Source organism: Aliivibrio sifiae (assembly GCF_002954705.1).
GTDB lineage: Bacteria > Pseudomonadota > Gammaproteobacteria > Enterobacterales > Vibrionaceae > Aliivibrio > Aliivibrio sifiae_A.
Genome location: NZ_MSCO01000001.1, coordinates 1,155,493 through 1,177,423 on the forward strand (window position 1 = coordinate 1,155,493; position 21,931 = coordinate 1,177,423).

The window sequence follows — 21,931 nt, forward strand, 5'->3', positions numbered from 1 at the left end:
AACAATATCGTGAGGTTTTTTGATCTAAACCAAAGAAACGACCTCCTGTTACAAAATAGAACAATTTCCCCATTTATTTTACACCTCAAAAGAAATCTTCTACATAACATCTATATCTGCTTGATAACATCTGAAATAGGGATATATAATGCAAAAAACAACGAAAAGAAGCATAAATTGCTCAACCTTGCATAACGTAAACACTGTTTCCTCAAGACTTTCTATTTTTTACTCATTTGATAATGATAAAAATCAGGAAAGCACAAATTTTTTGATTCGATCAAATCGGATTAATCCCCTTTTTATTTTTTAGAGGAAAATTGTAATGACTAAGATTGTTATTGTTGGTGGTGGAGCTGGTGGTTTAGAGCTTGCTACTAAATTTGGTCGTACACTGGGTCGTAAAGGTCGTGCTGAAGTTACATTGGTAGACCGTAAAGCAAGCCATTTATGGAAACCACTGCTACATGAAGTGGCGACAGGTTCTTTAGATGAAGGTGTTGATGCCATTAGCTACCGTGCACATGCAAAGAATCACTCTTTTGATTTCCAAATGGGTAGTTTGTGCGACATTAATCGTGACCGTAAATTCATTACTCTGGCTGAAATTAAAGATGAGCATGGTGAGATGCTTATTCCGACAAGAGAAATTGAATATGATTACCTGATCCTTGCGATTGGCTCAACGTCGAATGACTTTAATACTCCGGGTGTTCGTGAAAACTGTATTTTCCTTGATAGCCCAGAACAAGCACATCGCTTCCGTACTGAGATGAACAATCAGTTCTTGAAGCTTCATGCTCATCCTACACAAAAGACGGTTGATATCGCGATTGTTGGTGCTGGTGCTACGGGTGTTGAATTATCTGCAGAGCTTCATAATGCGGTTAAAGAGTTACGAGCTTATGGTTTTGGTGATTTAGATTCGGCAAAATTAAATGTGAATCTTGTTGAAGCGGGTGAGCGAATTCTTCCTGCTCTGCCTCCTCGTATTTCATCTGCGGCACACAGTGAGTTAACGAAACTTGGTGTGAACGTTAGAACGATGACGATGGTAACTAAAGCAGATTCTGAAGGCTTACACACTAAAGAAGGTGAGCTTATTCCTGCTCAAATCATGGTATGGGCTGCAGGTATTAAAGCACCTGATTTCATGAAAGATATCGCAGGTTTAGAAACTAACCGTATTAATCAGCTTGTTGTTAAGCCAACGCTACAAACTACACGTGATGATGATATTTTCGTTATTGGTGATTTAGCATCGTGTGAAAAAGCCGATGGTGGTTTTGTTCCTCCTCGTGCACAAGCTGCTCATCAAATGGCAAGTCATGCGTTTAAAAATATTATTGCTAAAATGACTGACCGTGAAATGAAACCATACGTATATAAAGATCATGGTTCTTTAGTTTCATTAAGTAACTTCTCAACGGTTGGTAGCTTGATGGGGAACTTAACGAAGGGCTCTATGATGGTTGAAGGCCGTATCGCACGTGTTGTATACATCTCATTATATCGTATGCATCAAATTGCACTGCATGGTCTCTTTAAAACGACGTTGATTATGCTAGTAGGGCGTATCAACCGAGTTCTACGTCCAAACTTAAAACTTCACTAATTGGGTTGTTTTAAAACGAAATAGATAAAAAGGCAGGAATACTTCAGTATTTCTGCCTTTTTTTATGACTGAATAACAAAAAATGTGCGCTAACTCACCGTAAATCATTTATAATGCGCGGCTAAATTATTGTTCACTGAATACATAGACTGTTCGCTTAAGGAATCCACTTTATGTCATTTTCATCTCAAGGTTTCGCACCTGAAGTCGTAAAAGCATTAACTGAATGTGGTTATCAGAAATTAACCCCAATCCAGCAAAAAGCTATTCCTTTGGCACGTAAAGGTCATGATATTCTTGCGAATGCTCAAACAGGTACGGGTAAAACTGCCGCGTTTGCGTTGCCAGTGATCCAGCAATTGCTTGATTCGAAAAAAACAGCAACTCGTCGTTCAGCTCGTGCTTTAATTTTAGCGCCAACTCGTGAGCTAGCAGAGCAAATTGCATCAAACATTGCTGATTACACAAAATACACATCATTATCAGTAACTGCAGTATTTGGCGGTAAGAAAATGTCTTCTCAAGAGAGAGCATTGGATCCGGGTGTTGATATCTTGGTTGCGACTCCTGGTCGTCTTCAAGAGCATATCGAAGAAGGCAACATCTCTATCGCGAGTCTAGAATTTTTAGTATTTGATGAAGCCGACCGTATGTTAGATATGGGCTTTGTTAATGCTATCCGTAACATCATGATGGAAGTAAATACCGCTCCACAAATCATGTTGTTCTCAGCAACGTCGTCTGCGCAAATGAACAAATTAGCGAGTGATATTTTACGTCGTCCAAAACGAGTTTCGGTTGACCGCGAAAATATGACAGCATCAACGATTGCTCACGTTGTTTATCCTGTAGATGAAGAACGTAAAACAGAATTACTATCAGAGTTGATTGGCCGTAAAAACTGGCAGCAAGTTCTGGTATTTGTAAACTACAAAGAAACAGCAAATAGCATTGTTAAAGAGCTTAAGCTTGATGGTATTAAAGCGGTTATTTGTCACGGAGATAAAGCACAAAGTGCTCGTCGTCGTGCGTTAGAAGAGTTTAAAGAAGGTAAAGCACGTGTAATGGTTGCAACGGATGTTGCTGCTCGTGGTCTTGATATTGCCGATTTACCACACGTAATTAACTATGACATGCCTTTCTTAGCTGAAGATTATGTTCACCGTATTGGTCGTACAGGTCGTGCAGGTAAAAAAGGTCATGCGGTTTCATTTGTTAGCCGTGAAGAAGAATTAACGGTTGTTCAAGTTGAAACACTAATTCAGCAACGTATTCACCGTGTAGTTCAAGCAGGTTACGAGCCTAAGAGCCGTGATGCTTACATCGAAAAAGTGAATACTAAAGCTGGATTTAGAGATCGTAAAGGTCGCACAAATAACGCGACTAACGTGAATCAAGATCAGGCTTCTGCAGAACGTCGTATGCGTTTGAAGAATGTGATCCAAAAGAAAGCTGGTATTACTAAGCTTAAAAAGTAGGAGAGTAAAATGGAACGTGATTATACTTTCTCTTGTTTAGTAACAATGCCGCGTCATGAGCTTGAAGAGTTCAGTCATCGTGTGATTAGTCGTATGGTGCCTGAAGAGACAATAAAAGAGATCTTTACGTTTGAACAAGAAGAAACGGCAGATCCAGATCGTATGCAAACAGCTCAATTAGATGCCATGCTTCGTCTTGCTGCTGTCGCTCTTGGCGAAGTGACTCATGCATTTTCAGAGTCTGAAAATTCACAACAAAACAGCTTACGAATGATGCGTCTTGTTTTATGGCATGCTTATGCAATGTTATTTAATTTAGAAGAAGCGGTATCGTTAGAAGAGCACTGTGAATTGGTTGAGAAAATTTTAGCGAAACCACCAACAGATGCATTAAATTGGCTGCCAATTTTATCTAAATTACTTGGTGATTACGCCGCTATTGCTGCGAAAAAATAAGTGATTTGAATAGTATAAATAAAAGCCCTTCATCTTTCTGAGTGAAGGTTTTTTATTGTGCACTTAATTATATTGATTAGAGACTTTGAAGAAATTGACTTCTGTTTTTAATGTCTTCCACATTATGAGCGATGTTTTGGTTTACGATTGCTCTTTAGAAGCGGTCGCAACTGATGAGTTAATATCAACAAGCTGAGTTACTTTTTTTGAAATATTGCCTCAATTTTGTCTGATATTTTCCATCGCATCAACGGCTTTAGTTGCTTTTGTTTGTAGGGTTGCAATGATCGTTTGAATATTGGCTGTCGAATCTTGAGTTTTCACCGCAAGTGCTCGAACTTCATCTGAAACTACCGCAAAACCTCTCCCTTGTTCACCTGCGTGTGCAGCTTCAATCGCGGCATTTAAAGCGAGTAGGTTCGTCTGGTCTGAAATGTTAGTAATAACGTCAACCATAGAGCTGGTGTTATCTGATAAGATTTTTAGCTCTTCAATAATGCAAAAGGACTCTTGTAACGTTTTAAACTATGAGAAGAAAGAACTAACGCCGTACTTGTTTCTCCTTCAGCTGATAACGCGTTTGCAGTAATATCGTTTGCAGTGGTCGCCATTTGCCATGAGTTGAATATTACTAACTACTCTTGGAATTTGAGAAAGTTCTTTACGCACTATTACGCTTAAACCAATCATGATGACCGAGAATGTATTCACGAATATCAAACCAGCCTTTCGCACCTGCAATCACCGCACATAGCGAGCCAAAGAGGACTTCAAACAGGCAATATGTGACCTTTTCACCTTGGCGTTAGTCAATAATCGTTTGAAAATGTTCTTTGAAGTGGTCAATGTGCATGATGCTCTCTCTAAAAAGGGAGTATATGATCACAGCTGAATGTGATCGTCAAACCGCCCTATTCTTGATTAAAAAAACGTTCGCAATCTCACTCTGGGGATAGATCCGCCTTTCTCAATCGCTTATTCAATGTTGAGGTCATTTGTTAATAATAATGGTCAATTGTAGGGCTTTATTTATTAACTCAAATTATTAATTCCTTTTTCAGTTGAATAAATATAATATATTTAAAGTTAGACATTACAGATAGTTATTATATTACCTATGATAGGAAGAAGGTTAAAGTAATGATGTTGAAAAGGTTTACTTATAGTACTTTTTTACTGTGCTTATCAATTAATGCACACAGTGAAACTCTTATTGAAATTGATACAAAAACGCCAGATATTCATAGGATAATTGAAAACGCAGGAAACCCATTGGGACCGGTGTCTATTTTTAATTTTCACCACTATGCATTAAATAGAGTCCCATTTGATAATTCAGAAATTGACTTTGGAAATAATCCAATGGGGCTAAGTTTAAGAAGCGTGCATCCATTATTTTCTGAAAATCTAGCAGGACTTGTTCAAGATTATTATGATAATGGTGAGAAGCCACCGGGAGCCACAAATAGTGTTTGGCAATTTTTAATGAATGCCGATGGCATGCCAAGCACCTATGAGCCGACAATTGAAGATGATCGAATGTGTATTTATACCCATCGAAGATATAAATTGTCCGATATTGCAGCTGATGCAGCGAACTCCGTCACAAATTTAGGGTTTGTTAATTCACCAGATCAGTGGTGGTTTCAAGTATCACTATACAATCAAGAAACAAATAATTTTGACTTGCCTGCACCAGATTATATCATACAGGATCATCCAGAAGCTGCCATTAATAACTTCTCAAGAATGGCAATTCAGAAAGGTGCTATCCAAACACAATCAAATGAACGATGGTGTTTTAAATACGATGAGCCTGCAATAATAAGGATTAAAAAAGGCTCTAGAGTTATAAATGAAAATGAATTTGTATGGGATAATGCACTAGCTGACATCGTTGATATTGTAGTTAATGTTCCTAACATTACCGGCTACCCTCATTTTACAGGTATGTCAGATTTAAATATTACAGATCATGAGTTTTGGAGAGACGATAAAATACAATATGTTGGAGTAGATCTATTACGAGACATCTTTTTTGATTTGGAGTCCCCAAGCTTCAACGCAGGAGCTGCTGATGAAAGCATTAAAAACAACTCGTTGACAGCCGTTAAGATTATTTGGTCTAAACTTGTGAACTTTAGATTGAATGGTGTGGATTCTATAAATGACGACTTTTCAAGATTTATTACAACAGTAATGAATGACAACACTATAAGTCTTGAGACCAAATTTAATGAAATTAAATTTGAATCAAACCAAAGAACTCAAAAGGAGTTAAAGAAAGCATTTAAACAATGGACTACATCTCATTATCAAGGGATTTTAATGGGAAATCTTGGGACACTTGACAATATTAACAGATTTAAAAACAGCATTAAAAAAAATGGTGTTAAGAAAACAATAAAATCAATTAGACTGGCAAACCCCGTTAGTGTATTAAAGAGTTTTGGCCCAGACCAACTTTTAAGTATGGGGTTTAACATATGGCAACTAGCTGATAATATTAGAAATCCCGGTAATAGTACTTCTGAGATTGCTCTTGCCTATATACCTGGCATATCTGATGGCATGACAATATTTATTGACACTAGCACAAAAAAAAATAATTTCCATGCACTGACTAATTTCAATAACGTCAAGAAAACCGATTATAACACCAACGATTTCCCCTATGAGCTGATCAACAATCACATGATGTCAAAACTAACAGACTCTGATCTCAATGCTGTTGAAAACGCGTGTTTTTACACTGATAAGGAGAACCTAAATGAGCCTTCATTTTGTATAAGTGAAAATTCAGAACTTCAAAGCCCTCAGTCTTATATATCGTTCGTAAATATTCCTGACGGGTATTGGGTTAAAGCGGACTTGAGAGTAAATAAGCCTCCATTCTATTTAACCGAATCAATGGAAAGTATCGGGAATTTATCATCTAGCATCCTTTCAAGAGGAGATGTGGATTTATCTTTAGTGAAAGCTGAAGACATTCAAAAGAATAGTGATTACTGTATCTATTACAATGAACTATTTAAAGGCGTCGCTCAATGTTATAACGGGGAACTAGAGCTTACAGACTCTCGCGTCGCCAATGATTTAAATATTGAGAATCAAGATTCAGAGATATTCAGAGAACAATCAAAAGTTAAGTCATATCAGAAGTTCAGTAAAAAACCGTTTGAACTGGTCATGGGTGTCGATAAGAAATCCCAATTCATAACATCAGTTCCGTATAAACCTGAGAGTATTTTTGGACATGACGTAGTCGCCATTCAAAACACCACTCACGCTGAAGCAATCAACTTTTTCCAACAAAACCATGGTACTGAAGGTGTTGTGATTTATGAACACTTCGATCAGCAAGGAAATTCATTGGTTATCACATCGGATAAGCACGATTTAGGCACCGAAATGAATGACAAAATGTCATCATGGGTTTTACCAACGGACTGGGTGGTTAGATTTTATGCAGGTGCCAACTTTGCAGGTAGGTACTATACGCGAGCAGCAAGCGGTAATGCTGATGGCTTTAATGACATAACAAACTCAGTAAAAATATTAAGCCCTAGAAATAATCTTGTGATATTTGATTACAATAATTATGGGGGTGATTATATGGAAATTACGTCAGATATGGCCTTCCTTGATTCAATGAATGATCGCTTACAATCATTTATCATCCCTGAGGGCTGGGTGGTTAGATTTTATGAAGATGCCAACTTTGCAGGTAGGTACTATACACGAAATTCCAGTGGTAATGCCCAAGAAGCATTTAGCAATAATATAAGCTCCATTAAGATAATGTCGCGTCCATAGCGTCAAGGCATCATTTTCAATCTACCAAGAACCAAGAGGGCCATTAAGTGCTGTCCTCTTGGTTCTTACCCAAAGTGCCTAAACGTAACTAATTTGATTTGTTGTAGGTGAAACTGTATTGAAAACGTCACTGGGCACATGAACATAGTCTCAGCGATGCCCTTGTTTAATTCGAACTCAACATTGTCCTGTTAGTTTATTAAATTCTCGGTTTAACTATAATCGAACTGCCTTTCTCAAAACGGAAGTTTTCAACCATTATAATGCTCTTCAACTCTTTCTAGAGAGAGAAGTCACCATCAAGTTTCGTAATATTAAAAACATAGCATTGGCGATACTCTATACGTCCACACCCTTGTTTAAGGCTGTGAGGGTATCTACCATATTTGCTCGCTGATATGAGAACGCTTTTTCTATCGCTTGTCCGAGTTTTCCTTGATGCAAGCAAGTAATCACCACCTTGTTTTATAATGGCTTTGGCCATCTTAGCCTGACAGGCCATTGTATCAATGGTTACTAGGGCTACCTTGATATCTAGCATCTTTATCAGTTCAGGGTACACTGTAATCTCATTACTTTTTTCTTCGGTTTTCAGCTGTCCCAACACGAGTTTGTTTGACGATGCATAAGCACTGTTCATATGGATGGTGCTCGTCCTGTCTCACGATTGTATGAGCCTCGAAGCGTTTTGTCATCTATCGTAATCACTTGACCTTCGTAAGAGTGTGTATTGGCGACATTCAGTTAATGAAGCACCTATGATGACCGAGAATGTATTCACGAATATCAAACTAGCCTTTCGCACTTGCAATCACCGCACATAGCGAGCCAAAGAGGACTTTAAACAGGTAATATGTGATCTTTGCACCTTGATGTTAGTCAATAATCGTTTGAAAATGTTCTTTGAAGTGGTCAATGTACATGATGCTTTCCCTAAAAAGGAGTATATGATCACCGCTGAATGTGATCGTCAAGTCGCCCTATTTTTGATTGAAAAACGTTCGCTATCTCACTCTGATATGTTGCCTAAGATAAGTTTTTCCTCAAATGGTTGATTTGGATCTAATTCTACAGCAGTTGATAATGACTTTATGGATCCATAAAGGCCATTTATTGCAGTATTAAAGTTAGCTTGTGTAACGTTGAGCGCAATTTTACTTGTATGAGTCATATTGCTTTCTTTGTATGTTTTAAAAAGCGTCCCGAAGCAATAAGAGTTAAAGCTAAGGTAATTAGTATTACAAAAATCCCCATTAATAATGATTAATGGGGATTCTTTATTTAACTAGATTATTAAGATTGTAGACTTTCTTCTTCTGAATCAATTTCACCTTTGCCTTTTGATTTCACAATAATCAAACCAGCAATTACAAATGCAGAGACTACACCTACAATGGTCGATAGTGTCATCGGTAAGCCAAAACCAAGCTGACTGTTATTTAAGATGAATGTGATACATACGCTTGTCATAAATACAGCAGGTATTGTTGCAACCCAATGTAGCTTGTTGTGACGAAGTAGATAAGCAGACGCTGTCCATAACATCATGACCGCTGTTGTTTGGTTAGCAAAACCAAAGTAGCGCCAGATAATACCGAAATCTACTTGAGTTAAGATACCACCTAGAACGAACAGTGGAAGCGCCATAAGTAGACGGTTACGTAGTGTTTTTTGTTCCATGTTGAAGTATTCAGCAAGGATTAAACGGCTTGAACGGAATGCAGTATCACCAGAAGTAATCGGTAGAATAACTACACCTAAGAACGCTAGGATGCCACCAAATGTACCTAAAAGACCGAATGATGATGCGTAAACTACGTTACCTGGACCACCGTTTGCAACCGCTGCTTGAAGTGCTTCAATACCATCAAAGAAAGACAGGGCAATAGCACACCAGATCAGTGCGATAATACCTTCACCAATCATTGCGCCGTAGAATACAAAACGACCATTCTTTTCATTTTCCATACAACGCGCCATTAAAGGTGATTGTGTTGCGTGGAAACCAGAGATCGCGCCACAAGCGATAGTGATAAATAGTGCCGGCCACAATGGTAAGTCGTTCGGATTCATGTTGGTGAACATTTCACTAGGCTCATAACCGCCAAGTACTGAATGGTCACTCGATAGTGCGATTGCTGAAATCAAGCCAACAGACATGAATATTAGTAGAGCACCAAATAGCGGGTAGAAACGTCCGATAATTTTATCAACAGGTACAATTGTCGCTAAGATGTAATAACCAAAAATGATAACAACCATCGCCGTCATTGTGATGCCTAGATCAAATTGGTCATTCATTAGGTTAGTTAACATACTTGCAGGTGCTGATACAAATACCACACCAACAAGAAGCAATAGAACAATCGCGAACACGTTCATGAAGTGCTTTGCACCATTGCCTAGGTACTTACCTGTAATAGTAGGAACAGAGGCTCCACCATTACGGACAGACAGCATTCCTGAGAAATAATCGTGTACCGCACCTGCAAAAATACAACCAAGTACAATCCATAACATAGCTGCAGGGCCGTAAAGGGCACCCATGATTGGGCCAAAAATTGGGCCGACGCCTGCAATGTTAAGAAGTTGAACTAGGTATACTTTTGGTGTCGACATTGGAACAAAATCTACGCCATCTGTTTTTGTGTGAGCGGGAGTTTTTCTGTCTTCTTTAATACCAAAGACTTTTTCAATAAATGCACCATAGATGAAGTAACCACCGATAAGCGCAGCAACACAGGTTAGAAACCAAACCATAATTTATTCCTTGTTTGAATTACGAATTAAATAGGTAAATTAATATGTTGGTTATCATACTGATGGGCGTAAAGAGTTCACGCCCAAAAAAAGTGAGTGGTTGTGATAAGAGGCTAAGCGGTATTATTTAATGTTAAGTGGTTTTGAACAAAATTAAGTGGTTTGTATTAATAAATTAAAACTAACTCTGAATACCCAGCCGTTCTTTAATTTCCTTTAGGTAACGCCGACTTACTTGAGCTATATGGCCACTTTGTGTGAGAATTTCACTGGTGCCATTATCGTGTAATTTAATCTCTCGTATAAAATGAGGGTTTATCAAAAATTGACGATGACAGCGAATGAGTGGCGTTTTCTCTTCCAGTACTTTCAAAGTAAGCTGAGTACAGGCTTTTTCTGATTTGGTTGCTAACTCAACGCCTGAAGCTTGAATACTGGCAACTTCAATCTCTTGAGAAGGCAATAGAAGAATGCGGTTGTGGCCAGAGCATGGGATAAGTTCAATTTTAGTTTGAGTGATAGGTGTAAGATCGAGTTTGGTTTCTAGGGCCAATAAACGTTTTACGGTTTTTTTAAGGCGACAAGGCTCAATGGGTTTGAGTAGATAATCAAAAGCGTTATCTTCAAATGCTTTTACTGCAAACTCATCATATGCAGTAACGAAAACTACATTTGGCATGGTGTCAGGATCAAGCATACTGATCAGTTCTATCCCTGTGATCTTAGGCATTTGAATATCAAGAAATACCACATCAGGCTTTAGTTGATTGATCTGCTTTAGCCCGTCAATCGCATTACCACATTCAGCAATAACTTCAATGTGACCAATTTCATTTAATTGTTCTATTAATTCTTCACGAGCAAATAGTTCGTCGTCAATCACAATGGCTTTAAGCATTATTTATTGTCTCTAGTGGTAAATGTATAGTGGCTTTTGTTTGTTGATTTTCTATACAAGATAGAGTTAATCCAAACGTATCACCAAATTGATTTTTTAAGCGTTTATCTACAATGGTTGTACCTAATCCATCGCTGTTTTCTTGTTCTATATACAGACCAGCATTATCTATTACCTCTAAAATCACTTGATGATGTGAGAGGTAAGCTTTAATTGTTATTTCACCAGCTTCAAACATATTAGAGGTTCCATGCTTAATCGCATTTTCAACAAGAGGTTGCAAAGTGAAAGTTGGCAGTTGTAATGAATACAAACGCTCATCAATATCCATGTTAACGGTTAGCCTATCAGCAAAGCGTGCCAATTCTATTTCTAAATAGGATTGTACGTGATGTAGCTCTTCTTTTAGGGTGACTTGCTCAAAGTTCTGTTTTAAATTTCGACGGAAAAATTGCGATAAATGCTGGATTAGCTCTCTTGCGCGGTTTGGATCTCGACGAATAACAGCACTGATAGTGTTTAGTGCATTAAATAAAAAATGAGGATTTACCTGAGCTTGTAATAAGCGTAATTCGGCTTGAGTTAGTAGTGTTTGTTGTTGTAAATAACGGCCAGTTAAAATCTGGTTAGAGAGTAACTTAGCAATGCCTTCTCCTAATGTTAGGTTGATATAGGAAAATAATTTCCGTTTGGGCTCATACAGTTTAATGGTGCCAATCACCTCATTATTTGCTCCAATAAGTGGAATAACCAGTGCAGAACCCAGTTTACATTTATCATCAATTGAGCATTGATAAGGGAATTCATCTCCATCTATATACATTACTTTGCTCTGTGTTATTGCCTCTCTGGTGTAATCCGATGCGATAGGGGTACCTGGTAGGTGATGATCATCTCCAATACCAATAAAGGCTAATATTTTCTCTTTATCGGTAATAGAAACGGCACCAACACCTGTCTCTTCATAGATAATTTTTGCTATTTGCTCACTGTTTTCTTGGTTGAATCCTTGGCTTAATATTCCGACAGAGCGTTGAGCAATATTCAGAGCTTTATTTGAGAATGCAGCAGAATATTTTTCATAGATGGCTTTTCTATCTTGGATAATACTCATGAACATAGCAGCACCTATGGAGTTAGCAACAACCATAGGTAAAACAATAGAAGAGACAAGATCGTAAGCTTGATCGAAAGGTTGTGCGACGACCAGAATGATTGTCATCTGCAGTAGTTCGGCGATAAATGCAATCATAAGAACCGTTCTTGGTCTAAATAATTGTTCTATATGATTTTTTCTTAAAAAATACAAGTGGAACAATCCACCTAAAAGACCTTCTGCAGTTGTTGATATTGCACATGCGAGATCGGTAAACCCTCCCATTGAATAACGATGTAATCCACCCGTTAGACCGACAAAAAAACCGACTAAAGGCCCACCAAGAACGCCCCCCATTACAGCACCAATAGCTCGAGTGTTTGCAATTGCATCTTGAATCGCAAGGCCAAAATACGTTCCGAGAATACAGAAGCCAGAAAAGATAATATAGCAAAGGAAACGGTGACTCCAACGCCCTGAAATAGTCGTAATAGGAAGAAATAAGGGAGTTTTACTTAATAGATAAGCCAATACGAGGTAAACGCTTAATTGCTGTAGTAGGGAAAAGACCAGTTCCATGGAGGTTCTCTATAAATAAAGCAGATTATCTAGTGTAATCGTAAATGTGTAGAGAGTCTAAAAGAGAAGATAAAAAAACAAGATTTGTTGTTATTAATGGATAATAAAGTGACTCAACTTTAGGAATGCTATAAATGAAATGTAAGATTCCATAATTGGTAGTTGTGATATTCAACGCGCGTAAATAGAATGCGCGTCCTAAACACTTTTTTAATCATTACACTTTTTTTTGAGGCTCCGGCATGTCAAGCAAACTTGCAAATCCAGCACCATTAGGCCTAATGGCTTTTGGTATGACAACTGTGCTACTAAACCTACATAATGCAGGTTTCTTTCCATTAAATACTGCTATTTTATCTATGGGTATTTTTTACGGTGGTATCGCGCAAGTAATTGCAGGCATCATGGAGTATAAAAAGGGTAATACGTTTGGTACTACAGCGTTTACTTCTTACGGTTTCTTCTGGTTATCTCTTGTTGGTTTAATCCTTATGCCTGAAATGGGTCTTGGTCAAGCAACATCAGCTGTATTCATGGGTTGGTACTTAGCAATGTGGGGCGTTCTAACGTTCTTCTTGTTCTTAGGTACATTTAACTACCCACGTGCTAAACAAGTGGTATTTGGTACATTAACTATTTTATTCGCATTGCTTTCAGCTCGCGATTTCACAGGTAGCGTATTCATTGGTCACATGGCTGGTTACGTTGGTCTGTTCTGTGGTTTTAGTGCAATGTACTTCTCTATGGCTCAAGTAATTAATGGTGAATACGGTCGTACTGTATTACCTGTTGGTGAAATGAAAGCTAAAGAAGCAGCAACAGTTACTGCATAGTTTTCTAATAAAAAACGAATGTAAAAAAGCGGCTCACTAAATACTAGTGAGCCGCTTTTTTTATTATGGAATAAAAGAGAATCAATATTATTGATTGAGCCCCATTAATGCTTCTTGAGTCTCTAGAATTTGAGTTTCTAAATCAGTAGAAGAATGAATGCCTAGCTGCTTTTGAGCCTCTTCTTTTGATAACCCCAAATGGCAACAAAGCATATCAATTGCCATCAAATAAGTTTCTTTTTCAGTCATGTTAAATCCTTGAACATTGCTTACTTTAAATCATTAAAACCAAGGTAAAGCTAAACCGTGTATATCGCAATACGACCAAAGTCTAACTATTGAGGTGGTTTAACGAGCGTGTAAGATGAAAAAGTAATTAATAAAGGTAAATAGATACTAAGAAAGTGTATCAAAGTACGTCAACCCCTTGTATTTGAATTAAATGACACTATCTTATGCTTATATCCAAAGTGTGTGCTTTGCACTTATGGTATCTACTCAACAAAATACAATAAATGAGTAGAATTTATTAATATATTGGAGAAACAATAAATGAAGCGTATTGCGCTGTTTTTAGCAACAAACTTAGCGGTAATGATCGTATTCAGCATTGTGTTGAATATTGTTTATGCGGTTACGGGGATTCAACAAGGTAGCCTATCAGGCTTACTAGTTATGGCAGTATTGTTTGGTTTTGGTGGCTCATTAGTGTCTTTAATGATGTCAAAATCAATGGCGTTACGTTCTGTTGGTGGTGAAGTAATAGAGCAACCACGTAACGAGACAGAACATTGGTTATTAGAAACGGTTTCACGTCAGGCTCAACAAGTTGGTATTGGTATGCCAACGGTTGCTATTTATGATTCACCAGATATGAATGCTTTTGCTACTGGTGCTAAGCGTGATGACTCATTGGTCGCTGTATCTACTGGTTTACTTCACAGCATGACTCGTGATGAAGCTGAAGCGGTTCTTGCTCATGAAGTGAGCCATATTGCAAATGGCGATATGATTACAATGACGTTAATGCAAGGTGTTGTGAATACGTTTGTTATTTTCTTATCTCGAATGATTGCAAATGCAGTAAGTGGCTTTACATCAAGTGATGAAGAAGGTGAGGGGGAAGGCGGTAGCTTTATGACTTACTTTATTGTATCGACTATTCTTGAGATTGCGTTTGGTTTCTTAGCAAGCTTCTTAACAATGTGGTTTAGCCGCCATCGTGAATTTTATGCCGATGCAGGTGCAGCACAGCTTGTTGGTAAAGAGAAAATGATTGCAGCATTAGAGCGTTTACGTACAGGTCAAGAGTCTCAGTTAGAAGGTTCTATGATGGCTTTTGGTATTAATGGTAAGCACACGTTAATGGAATTATTAATGAGTCACCCGCCATTAGATAAGCGTATTAATGCATTACGCCAAATGTAATTAAGCAAGATTACAAGTAATTCAACAAACCCGAGATAATTCTCGGGTTTTTTTATGTTTAGAGATCACATAAATCTTTTACCTATACGCATTACGAGTTATAGTCTGCCCCTAATTTAAATTAAGCTATTTAGGATTTACCTTGACTAATAACGACGTTCTACGACGCATTCGCTATACTTTTGATTTTGACGATACAAAAATGATCGCACTGTTTGGTGCAGCTGATCTTAAAGTAACTCGTGAAGAAGTATGTAACTGGTTAAAAGCGGATGACGATAAAGACTATAAAAGTTGTCAAGATGTTCAATTAGCAACGTTTTTAAATGGTTTAATTAATGATCGTCGTGGTAAGCGTGAAGGCGAGCAACCAAAGCCTGAAGAAAAACTAACGAACAACATCATTCTTAAAAAATTACAAATTGCTTTGAACTTAAAAGCAGATGATGTTTTAGACTTAATGAAGTTAGTAAACTTCCGTCTAAGCAAGCACGAACTGAGTGCATTTTTCCGTAAGCCAGATCATAAGCACTACCGTATTTGTAAAGACCAAGTTTTACGTAACTTTTTACAAGGCGTGCAACAAGATTTACGTGGTGAAGAAGCAGTAGAAAACGAAAGCGAGTAAGCTTTTTCTTCATTATTAATAAAAAACCACGATCATTATTTAATGAGTCGTGGTTTTTTTGTATTGGGTAATTATATAGTAATATCAATCACAGTAAGTATTTTAACCAACTAGGATGAACAGTTATTTACTACGATTGGTATAAGTAATGTTGTGGTTAAGTTAGAAGCTCCATTGCATACTCATTACAAGGATACCAGGAAGAATAAAACCAGCCTCAACCCCAAAATAGTCAGTTAGATTGTATTGCGCGGCATGGTAGATATAAGGTGCAAATGCAACGCCGAATTTCTCTTTTGAAGTTTTATAAATCCCTCCATCACCACAGTTTTCAAACGCATCAACAAAGAACTCACCTGCATAAGAGTAAACCCCTTTTATAACTACGTTATCACTGACTTGATACCAATCTTTTCGTACACCAATTAGCATACAACGATTAGCTTGGCTATTTAGAAAAGTACCTAACATAAAACTGTAATCTGAATCTTCAGAAAATTTACGCTCTATAGAAAAGTATTCATTACCAAAGTATTGATGAGAGTCTGGGTCATAAGGTACCAAGTGATAAAGGAATGACCCCGTATTCATGGAGTAAAGAGAAAGAGATTCAGCGTTACTTTTAAAAGGTGATAGAAAAAGAAAAAGTAAAGCGGTAAAAAAATAAGGCTTCATAGCTCAAAAGATGTAAAAAAAATGTAGATGTATTATAAATGCTTTATGTCTGAATATAAAGAGAGAGCATAGGTAGCTCTCTCTTTTTATTGATATTAATAGTAAATATAGAACTAGCCGTTTACTTTTTCAGTAAAGATAGCTTCTTCTGTTGACTCTACTTTACCCACTTCGCCTTCAGATTTAGCAACAATCGTATTTACTGCAGTATCACCAACAACGTTAGAAGAAGTACAGAACATATCGTTAATGCGGTCCACAGCAGCAACAATAGCCAAGCCTTCAGGTGGAAGGCCTAGTTGGTGCAAAATAACACCTACCATAACAACACCGCCGCCAGGAACACCACCTGCACCGATTGATAGCAATAGAATCGTAAAGCCTAACGTGAATAGGTCAGCAGAGTTAATTGGTTGACCAAATGCGTTGGCAACAAAAATAGCAGCCAGTGCGATATAAATAGATACACCCGACATGTTCATGGTTGCGCCTAGTGGTACGCCGAAACCTGCAACAGACTTAGATACATTTAGTTTATCCGTTAAAGTACGCATTGTTACTGGGATCGTTGCATTTGAACTTGCTGTTGATAGCGAGAATAAAATTTGTTCACGTACCGCACGTAAGAATGTTTTTGGAGAGATCCCTGTTGTTAAGCCAACCATTATTGGATAGAAAACAAAAATCCAGAAAGCAAGCATTGCAATAACAAGAGCCACATAACCAGCAACAGACATTAATGTATTTGCGTTTAATGTCGCACCTAATTGAATCATTAGTGCAAATACACCATAAGGCGCAAGACTCATTACTAAGCTGATTAGCTTCATCATGATTTCATTGGCAACTTTAAATGTTTTAATTGCAGGGCCGCCACGGTGATCAAGCGCTTGAATCGCAAGACCGGTTAGAATAGCCATAAAGATAATTTGTAGCATATCCCCATTAGCGAAAGCTTCTACTGGGTTACTAGGAACGATGTTTGTAATAAGAGAGAAGATATCTGGGGTTTCAGTAGCTTTTAGCTCTACAGAGCCAGCCACAACAGTACCTGCTAAATTAGCATCAGCACCAGGAGCAAATATCATACCTACAGTTAGTGCTGCAGCAATCGCGATGATGGTGTTAATAAGGTAAAGAGCAAAAGTTTTACCACCAAGGCGACCAAATGAAGCAATGTCTTTTAGTTCAACGATACCGCAAACGATCGAAACATAAACCAGTGGAACTACGAGTAGTTTGATCAGTGAAACAAACATCCCGCCAACGCCTTCCGCTGCTCCTAAAAGAAACGAGTCAAAAAACGCAACACCATTAAACATGTATTGAATAGCTGTACCGATTAATAGGCCAGCGAATAAACCTATAAAAATTCTACTTGAAAGTGACTTTTTCATAATGTACCTGTTCTCCAGAATATTGTGCTCACTAATAGGTGAGTCCTTGTAATGTTTCTCTATTAACTGAGAAATCAACAGAATGTTTACATATTGTTAATATAAATAAAAGGGATAAAAGCAATGGATTGTTAGTAGTTTTGGATATATTGTGCGATTTTATTGATTGATTTAACATTTATAGTTTATTAAAACCAAATACTTAACTAGGTATCGTTTGCGGTTTACCATGTTGTTATTTTATATTCGTAATGAGTATTGGATTTCAGGAAATATGAGATTGATCACTACTTTGAACGAATGTTACGTATACCTAATGACAATTCGCTTGATAAAAAAATATTAACGTATACCATCCCTGCGAATTATTCTTACTTTTTGCGAGTCAGTCCATGTATTTAAAAAAGACCTTATTAGCAGCGGCAATTGCAGCAAATACTTTTGTCACTTTTTCAGCGCTTGCAGCTCAGCAGGTTGATTTGTTGATTACTGATGCAACGCTATTAACAATGAATGAGTCTAAACAAACATTCGAAAATGGCGTTGTTGCAATTAAAGGTAATAAAATTGTTGCTGTTGGTGATCAAAGCATCGCAAAAAACTACACAGCGAAAACCATGTTAGATGTGGACGGAGATATTGTTTTACCCGGTTTAATTAATACACATACTCATGCCTCAATGACTGTTTTTCGTTCATTAGGCGATGATGTTCCTGATCGTTTACACCGTTATATCTTCCCTTTAGAGAAAAAATTAGTGTCACGCGACATGGTTCGTATTGGTGCTAACCTAGGTAATGTTGAGATGGTTAAGGGTGGGGTAACCACTTATGCGGATATGTATTACTTTGAAGACGAAGTTGCAAAGATGGTCGACAAAATTGGTATGCGTGCAATTTTAGGTGAAAGTGTTATTAAATTCCCTGTTGCTGATGCCGCAAATGCAGATGAGGGGATTCAGTACGCCCTAAACTTTATCGAAGAATATAAAGATCATCCTCGTATCACACCAGCGTTTGCTCCTCACGCACCATATACAAATACAACTGAGACGCTACAAAAAATTGCGAAACTATCATTAGAGCTAGACGTTCCTGTTATGATCCACTTAGCTGAATCTCATCGCGAAGAAGAAGTCATCGCTGAGCGTGCTAACGGAATGTCTCCAGTAGAATATATGCATAGTATTGGTGCGCTTAATAAAAACCTTATTGGTGCGCATATGATTCTTATTGATGATAAAGATATTGAATTAGTAAAAGAATCAGATATGGGTGTTGCGCATAACATGAGTGCTAACATCAAATCAGCCAAAGGCGTTTCTCCTGCTCTTAAAATGTATGATGAAAATGTACGTATTGGTTTAGGTACTGATGGTCCAATGTCTGGTAATACATTAAGTATTATTGATGAGTTTAACCAAGTTGCTAAAGTTCATAAGTTGGTAAATAAAGATCGCGCAGCTATGCCTCCAATTAAAGTTATCGATATGGCAACAATGGGTGCAGCGAAAGCACTTCATATGGAAGATAAAATTGGTTCTATTGAAGTTGGTAAGCTAGCAGATATCATTGTTATTGATACTAAAGCACCAAATATGTTGCCAGTATATAACCCATATTCAGCATTGGTTTACTCTGCAAATTCAGGCAATGTTCGTCATACCATTGTTGATGGTAATATCCTGATGAAAGATCGTGAAATGTTAACGGTTGATGAAGACAAAATCCGACAAGAAGTGATTGAGTTTACAAAAATAGTACGTAAAACCGTTATTGAAAGCGGTGAAGTCGTTCAATAGTAGACATAAATATATGCTTTTGATGATTTAAAGAGTCGATTATTCGGCTCTTTTTTTGGTTTTTAATTACTAGAGGTTAACTTGATATTCACCTATTGAAGACTAGTATAAAAGTACTGGTGTATTTTATTAGGGGATTTCATGGATAGATTCAATATATTACTTATTGCTTTGTTAATGCATGTATCTTTTGGTGTTTATGCGTCCAGTAGTGTAAATAATTACATTAAAGAATATCAATCCCAGTTATTCTATCCTGAAATCGTGGCTAGCTTTTATCCTTATTCACAACTCAAATGGCAATTAGTTAAAGACAGAAGACAGTTAAAAAATCAACTTGGTTTGCTTGTATTAGCTGATGTGAACGATGATCTTCAAAAACGATATGATCTTCTTCAACAAACTCAAGGGTTAGAGTTTGATATTCTAGCAACTGATACTTTATTGTATTTCTCTGTATATAAAGAGTTAATTGCAACGCATGGTATTAAATGGTTGTTTGGTGGAAGGCTAGATGGGAATATTGGTCAACCATCAGCATTTGCTATAAATACAATAAATCAGCATTTTCAAACAAATAATTTATATCAATTGGTTATAACATTACAGCCGCAATCTGAGCAATATTCAGATTTATATGAACGCCTGTATCTATATTATGACCCTTACCACCAAGAGGCTCCTAAACTTGAAATTACTCGCTTGCTCAAACCAAATCAAATTATACCTTATAAGTCATTGGTCTACAGGTTGAATATTTCAGGTGATCTAAATAAAAGGCAACTTCAGTATTTCCTGAAGAAAGACAGCCGTATATACAACGAAGAGTTAGTTACGATAGTTAAAGGCTTTCAAGAAAGGCATGGTTTGGTTGCCGACGGGATTATTGGGGAGAAAACACTTTACTGGTTAAACATGAGTGCAAATGAAAGAGTTCGGATCATTGCGCTTAATATTCAGCGACTACGATTGTGGGAAGAAAAGAGTAATCGGTTTGTATTGGTAAACATACCGTCTTATGAAATGGGCTACTTTCAAGAAGGTGAATTAATTTTTAAAAGTAAAGTGATCGTAGGTAAACCAGCCAGAAGAACGCCTTTATTTACCACTCGATTAGATTCGATTGTCTTTAATCCAAAATGGAAAGTACCGACTAAGATCATGAGGGAAGATATATTACCTAAAGCCTTTGATAATAAAGAGTATCTTACAGAGCATAATTTTGAGGTACTCCCTTCATGGCTAAGTAATAACGTAATACCTTTTGAGAGTATTAAATGGGAAGAAATGACAGCGGAGAATTTTCCTTATAAGTTAAGACAAAAGCCTGGAGGAACAAATGCATTAGGAAAGTACAAATTTAATACTCCTAATAAAAACTCAATTTACTTGCATGATACTCCATTAAGATCGTTATTTAAAAAACAGCATCGAGCCTATAGTTCAGGCTGTATTAGGGTAGAAAAAGCATCAGAGTTTGCACAACTTTTGATGGAAGAGTCAGATTATACTGCGACAGATTACGAAAATTATAACCAATTACCAAAAACAAATTCTGTTGGTTTAGGACAAAAAATAGCAGTCTATACAACTTATCAAACGACATGGATAGATGACAAAGATATCATTCAATTTAGAGATGATATTTATAAGTACGATGAATGGAGTAAATCTAAAATTGACTAATAATTTACATTTTTGATTAAGTTTAAAAACATATTTAGTTCAATAAGTAAGCTATTATTTGCTGTTTTAGCTGAAAAATATCACTGTTCATTATTTGACCAGCCTGTGTAAAGTGTGTATCTTGCGCTCAGTTATTGATTGATCTATTTATAAGTGAGTTGTTTACTGCATGTCTGAATTTAGTCCATTACGTCGTAAAATCCTTATTGGTGGCGCAGCTACTGTTGGTTTAAGTCTATTTCCTACCCTATCTTTCGCATCACAATTTGAAGAGTCACCGCGTAAATTAGCATTAAATAACCTGCATACAAGTGAAGAGCTACAGACTGAATATTTTAATGGACGACAATATCAGAGCGCAGAGTTAGCAAAACTAAATCATTTATGTCGTGACTTCAGACGTAATGAAAGCATCGAAATGGATAAAAGATTATTTGACCAATTGTCGGCGATTCAAAATGTCATTGGTTGTGATACTCAGGTTCAAATTATTTCGGGTTATCGCTCACCAGCAACAAATGAAATGTTACGTGGTAAATCACACGGTGGCGTGGCAAAGAAAAGTTTGCATATGCTAGGCAAAGCCATGGATTTTCGTTTAGAAGGCGTACCATTGGATGAAGTAAGAAAAGCGGCCTTATCATTAAAAGCAGGCGGAGTAGGGTATTACCCTGGAAGTAACTTTGTTCATATTGATACTGGTCGAGTTCGTTTCTGGTAATTATACCTAAATATATAGTTAAAAAAATGGCGACCGAATTGGTCGCCATTTTTGTATTTATTA

Annotated in this window: 16 protein-coding genes and 3 pseudogenes; 10 read left to right on the plus strand and 9 right to left on the minus strand. The window is 37.2% G+C overall.

Annotation, left to right across the window (positions count from 1 at the left end; all coding sequences use genetic code 11):
- Nucleotides 1-325: 325 nt before the first annotated feature.
- The 3 genes from BTO22_RS05165 (at nt 326) to BTO22_RS05175 (ending at nt 3,549) form a co-directional block, all read left to right on the plus strand.
- Nucleotides 326-1,615, plus strand: a complete 1,290-nt coding sequence (locus BTO22_RS05165; protein ID WP_061011642.1) for an NAD(P)/FAD-dependent oxidoreductase — start codon at nt 326-328, stop codon at nt 1,613-1,615.
- A 173-nt stretch (nt 1,616-1,788) separates the two neighbouring features.
- On the plus strand, nt 1,789-3,093 hold the full coding sequence (locus BTO22_RS05170) for a DEAD/DEAH box helicase (RefSeq protein WP_105054561.1): 1,305 nt from the start codon (nt 1,789-1,791) through the stop codon (nt 3,091-3,093).
- Between the two features lie 9 nt (nt 3,094-3,102).
- Nucleotides 3,103-3,549, plus strand: coding sequence for an exoribonuclease R (locus BTO22_RS05175; RefSeq protein WP_105054562.1), 447 nt, complete (start codon nt 3,103-3,105; stop codon nt 3,547-3,549).
- Between the two features lie 103 nt (nt 3,550-3,652).
- On the opposite strand, the pseudogene BTO22_RS20395 reads toward BTO22_RS05175, so the two are convergent.
- A pseudogene (locus tag BTO22_RS20395) lies at nt 3,653-4,163 on the minus strand (methyl-accepting chemotaxis protein); the annotation flags it as partial.
- Between the two features lie 56 nt (nt 4,164-4,219).
- Nucleotides 4,220-4,402: pseudogene (locus tag BTO22_RS05185) on the minus strand (transposase family protein); the annotation flags it as partial.
- A gap of 287 nt (nt 4,403-4,689) precedes the next feature.
- Here BTO22_RS05185 and BTO22_RS05190 point away from each other — a divergent pair.
- Nucleotides 4,690-7,365 (plus strand): peptidase inhibitor family I36 protein, encoded by a 2,676-nt coding sequence (locus tag BTO22_RS05190; protein WP_105054564.1) that lies wholly within the window; start codon nt 4,690-4,692, stop codon nt 7,363-7,365.
- A gap of 280 nt (nt 7,366-7,645) precedes the next feature.
- On the opposite strand, the pseudogene BTO22_RS20400 reads toward BTO22_RS05190, so the two are convergent.
- The 4 genes and pseudogenes from BTO22_RS20400 to BTO22_RS05210 form a co-directional block, all read right to left on the minus strand.
- Nucleotides 7,646-8,097, minus strand: a pseudogene (locus BTO22_RS20400) (ISAs1 family transposase); the annotation flags it as partial.
- Nucleotides 8,098-8,658: 561 nt separating this feature from the next.
- Entirely contained in the window at nt 8,659-10,125 is a 1,467-nt protein-coding gene (locus tag BTO22_RS05200) for a carbon starvation CstA family protein (RefSeq protein WP_105054565.1), read from the minus strand.
- A 181-nt stretch (nt 10,126-10,306) separates the two neighbouring features.
- Nucleotides 10,307-11,023, minus strand: coding sequence for a two-component system response regulator BtsR (gene btsR, locus BTO22_RS05205; RefSeq protein ID WP_105054566.1), 717 nt, complete (start codon nt 11,021-11,023; stop codon nt 10,307-10,309).
- Complete coding sequence (locus tag BTO22_RS05210) at nt 11,016-12,698, minus strand: sensor histidine kinase (RefSeq protein WP_105054567.1); 1,683 nt, start codon at nt 12,696-12,698, stop codon at nt 11,016-11,018. Before BTO22_RS05210 ends, btsR begins: the two co-directional genes overlap by 8 nt.
- A 242-nt stretch (nt 12,699-12,940) precedes the next feature.
- On the opposite strand from BTO22_RS05210, the gene BTO22_RS05215 reads away from it, so the two are divergent.
- Nucleotides 12,941-13,531: an acetate uptake transporter gene (locus BTO22_RS05215; protein WP_105054568.1), complete on the plus strand. Its 591-nt coding sequence runs from the start codon at nt 12,941-12,943 to the stop codon at nt 13,529-13,531.
- Between the two features lie 87 nt (nt 13,532-13,618).
- Here the strand turns inward: BTO22_RS05215 and BTO22_RS05220 are convergent, their stop codons facing one another.
- Nucleotides 13,619-13,780 carry a heat-shock protein HtpX gene (locus BTO22_RS05220; protein ID WP_105054569.1) on the minus strand — a complete coding sequence of 54 codons (162 nt, stop codon included), beginning with the start codon at nt 13,778-13,780 and terminating at the stop codon, nt 13,619-13,621.
- Nucleotides 13,781-14,083: 303 nt separating this feature from the next.
- Between BTO22_RS05220 and htpX the strand changes: the two genes are divergently transcribed.
- Complete coding sequence (gene htpX / locus BTO22_RS05225) at nt 14,084-14,959, plus strand: protease HtpX (protein ID WP_061002229.1); 876 nt, start codon at nt 14,084-14,086, stop codon at nt 14,957-14,959.
- Between the two features lie 142 nt (nt 14,960-15,101).
- A complete protein-coding gene (locus BTO22_RS05230; protein WP_105054570.1) occupies nt 15,102-15,587 on the plus strand; it encodes a YehS family protein in 486 nt (161 codons plus the stop codon).
- A 162-nt stretch (nt 15,588-15,749) separates the two neighbouring features.
- Here the strand turns inward: BTO22_RS05230 and BTO22_RS05235 are convergent, their stop codons facing one another.
- Together BTO22_RS05235 and BTO22_RS05240 are read right to left on the minus strand one after the other, a co-directional pair.
- Entirely contained in the window at nt 15,750-16,262 is a 513-nt protein-coding gene (locus BTO22_RS05235) for a hypothetical protein (protein WP_060990787.1), read from the minus strand.
- A 113-nt stretch (nt 16,263-16,375) separates the two neighbouring features.
- Nucleotides 16,376-17,659, minus strand: a complete 1,284-nt coding sequence (locus BTO22_RS05240; protein WP_105054571.1) for a dicarboxylate/amino acid:cation symporter — start codon at nt 17,657-17,659, stop codon at nt 16,376-16,378.
- Between the two features lie 392 nt (nt 17,660-18,051).
- On the opposite strand from BTO22_RS05240, the gene BTO22_RS05245 reads away from it, so the two are divergent.
- The 3 genes from BTO22_RS05245 (at nt 18,052) to BTO22_RS05255 (ending at nt 21,868) form a co-directional block, all read left to right on the plus strand.
- A complete protein-coding gene (locus BTO22_RS05245) occupies nt 18,052-19,461 on the plus strand; it encodes an amidohydrolase (RefSeq protein WP_105054572.1) in 1,410 nt (469 codons plus the stop codon).
- 141 nt (nt 19,462-19,602) lie between these two features.
- A complete protein-coding gene (locus BTO22_RS05250) occupies nt 19,603-21,147 on the plus strand; it encodes a L,D-transpeptidase family protein (protein ID WP_258132456.1) in 1,545 nt (514 codons plus the stop codon).
- Nucleotides 21,148-21,316: 169 nt separating this feature from the next.
- Entirely contained in the window at nt 21,317-21,868 is a 552-nt protein-coding gene (locus BTO22_RS05255; protein WP_105054573.1) for a YcbK family protein, read from the plus strand.
- The last annotated feature ends 63 nt before the right edge of the window (nt 21,869-21,931 follow it).

Coding starts and splice junctions, on each gene's coding strand:
- BTO22_RS05165 (WP_061011642.1), top strand. CDS start 326: ATGACTAAGATTGTTATTGTTGGTGGTGGAGCTGGTGGTTTAGAGCTT.
- BTO22_RS05170 (WP_105054561.1), top strand. CDS start 1,789: ATGTCATTTTCATCTCAAGGTTTCGCACCTGAAGTCGTAAAAGCATTA.
- BTO22_RS05175 (WP_105054562.1), top strand. CDS start 3,103: ATGGAACGTGATTATACTTTCTCTTGTTTAGTAACAATGCCGCGTCAT.
- BTO22_RS05190 (WP_105054564.1), top strand. CDS start 4,690: ATGATGTTGAAAAGGTTTACTTATAGTACTTTTTTACTGTGCTTATCA.
- BTO22_RS05200 (WP_105054565.1), bottom strand. CDS start 10,125: ATGGTTTGGTTTCTAACCTGTGTTGCTGCGCTTATCGGTGGTTACTTC.
- btsR (WP_105054566.1), bottom strand. CDS start 11,023: ATGCTTAAAGCCATTGTGATTGACGACGAACTATTTGCTCGTGAAGAA.
- BTO22_RS05210 (WP_105054567.1), bottom strand. CDS start 12,698: ATGGAACTGGTCTTTTCCCTACTACAGCAATTAAGCGTTTACCTCGTA.
- BTO22_RS05215 (WP_105054568.1), top strand. CDS start 12,941: ATGTCAAGCAAACTTGCAAATCCAGCACCATTAGGCCTAATGGCTTTT.
- BTO22_RS05220 (WP_105054569.1), bottom strand. CDS start 13,780: ATGACTGAAAAAGAAACTTATTTGATGGCAATTGATATGCTTTGTTGC.
- htpX (WP_061002229.1), top strand. CDS start 14,084: ATGAAGCGTATTGCGCTGTTTTTAGCAACAAACTTAGCGGTAATGATC.
- BTO22_RS05235 (WP_060990787.1), bottom strand. CDS start 16,262: ATGAAGCCTTATTTTTTTACCGCTTTACTTTTTCTTTTTCTATCACCT.
- BTO22_RS05240 (WP_105054571.1), bottom strand. CDS start 17,659: ATGAAAAAGTCACTTTCAAGTAGAATTTTTATAGGTTTATTCGCTGGC.
- BTO22_RS05245 (WP_105054572.1), top strand. CDS start 18,052: ATGTATTTAAAAAAGACCTTATTAGCAGCGGCAATTGCAGCAAATACT.
- BTO22_RS05250 (WP_258132456.1), top strand. CDS start 19,603: ATGGATAGATTCAATATATTACTTATTGCTTTGTTAATGCATGTATCT.
- BTO22_RS05255 (WP_105054573.1), top strand. CDS start 21,317: ATGTCTGAATTTAGTCCATTACGTCGTAAAATCCTTATTGGTGGCGCA.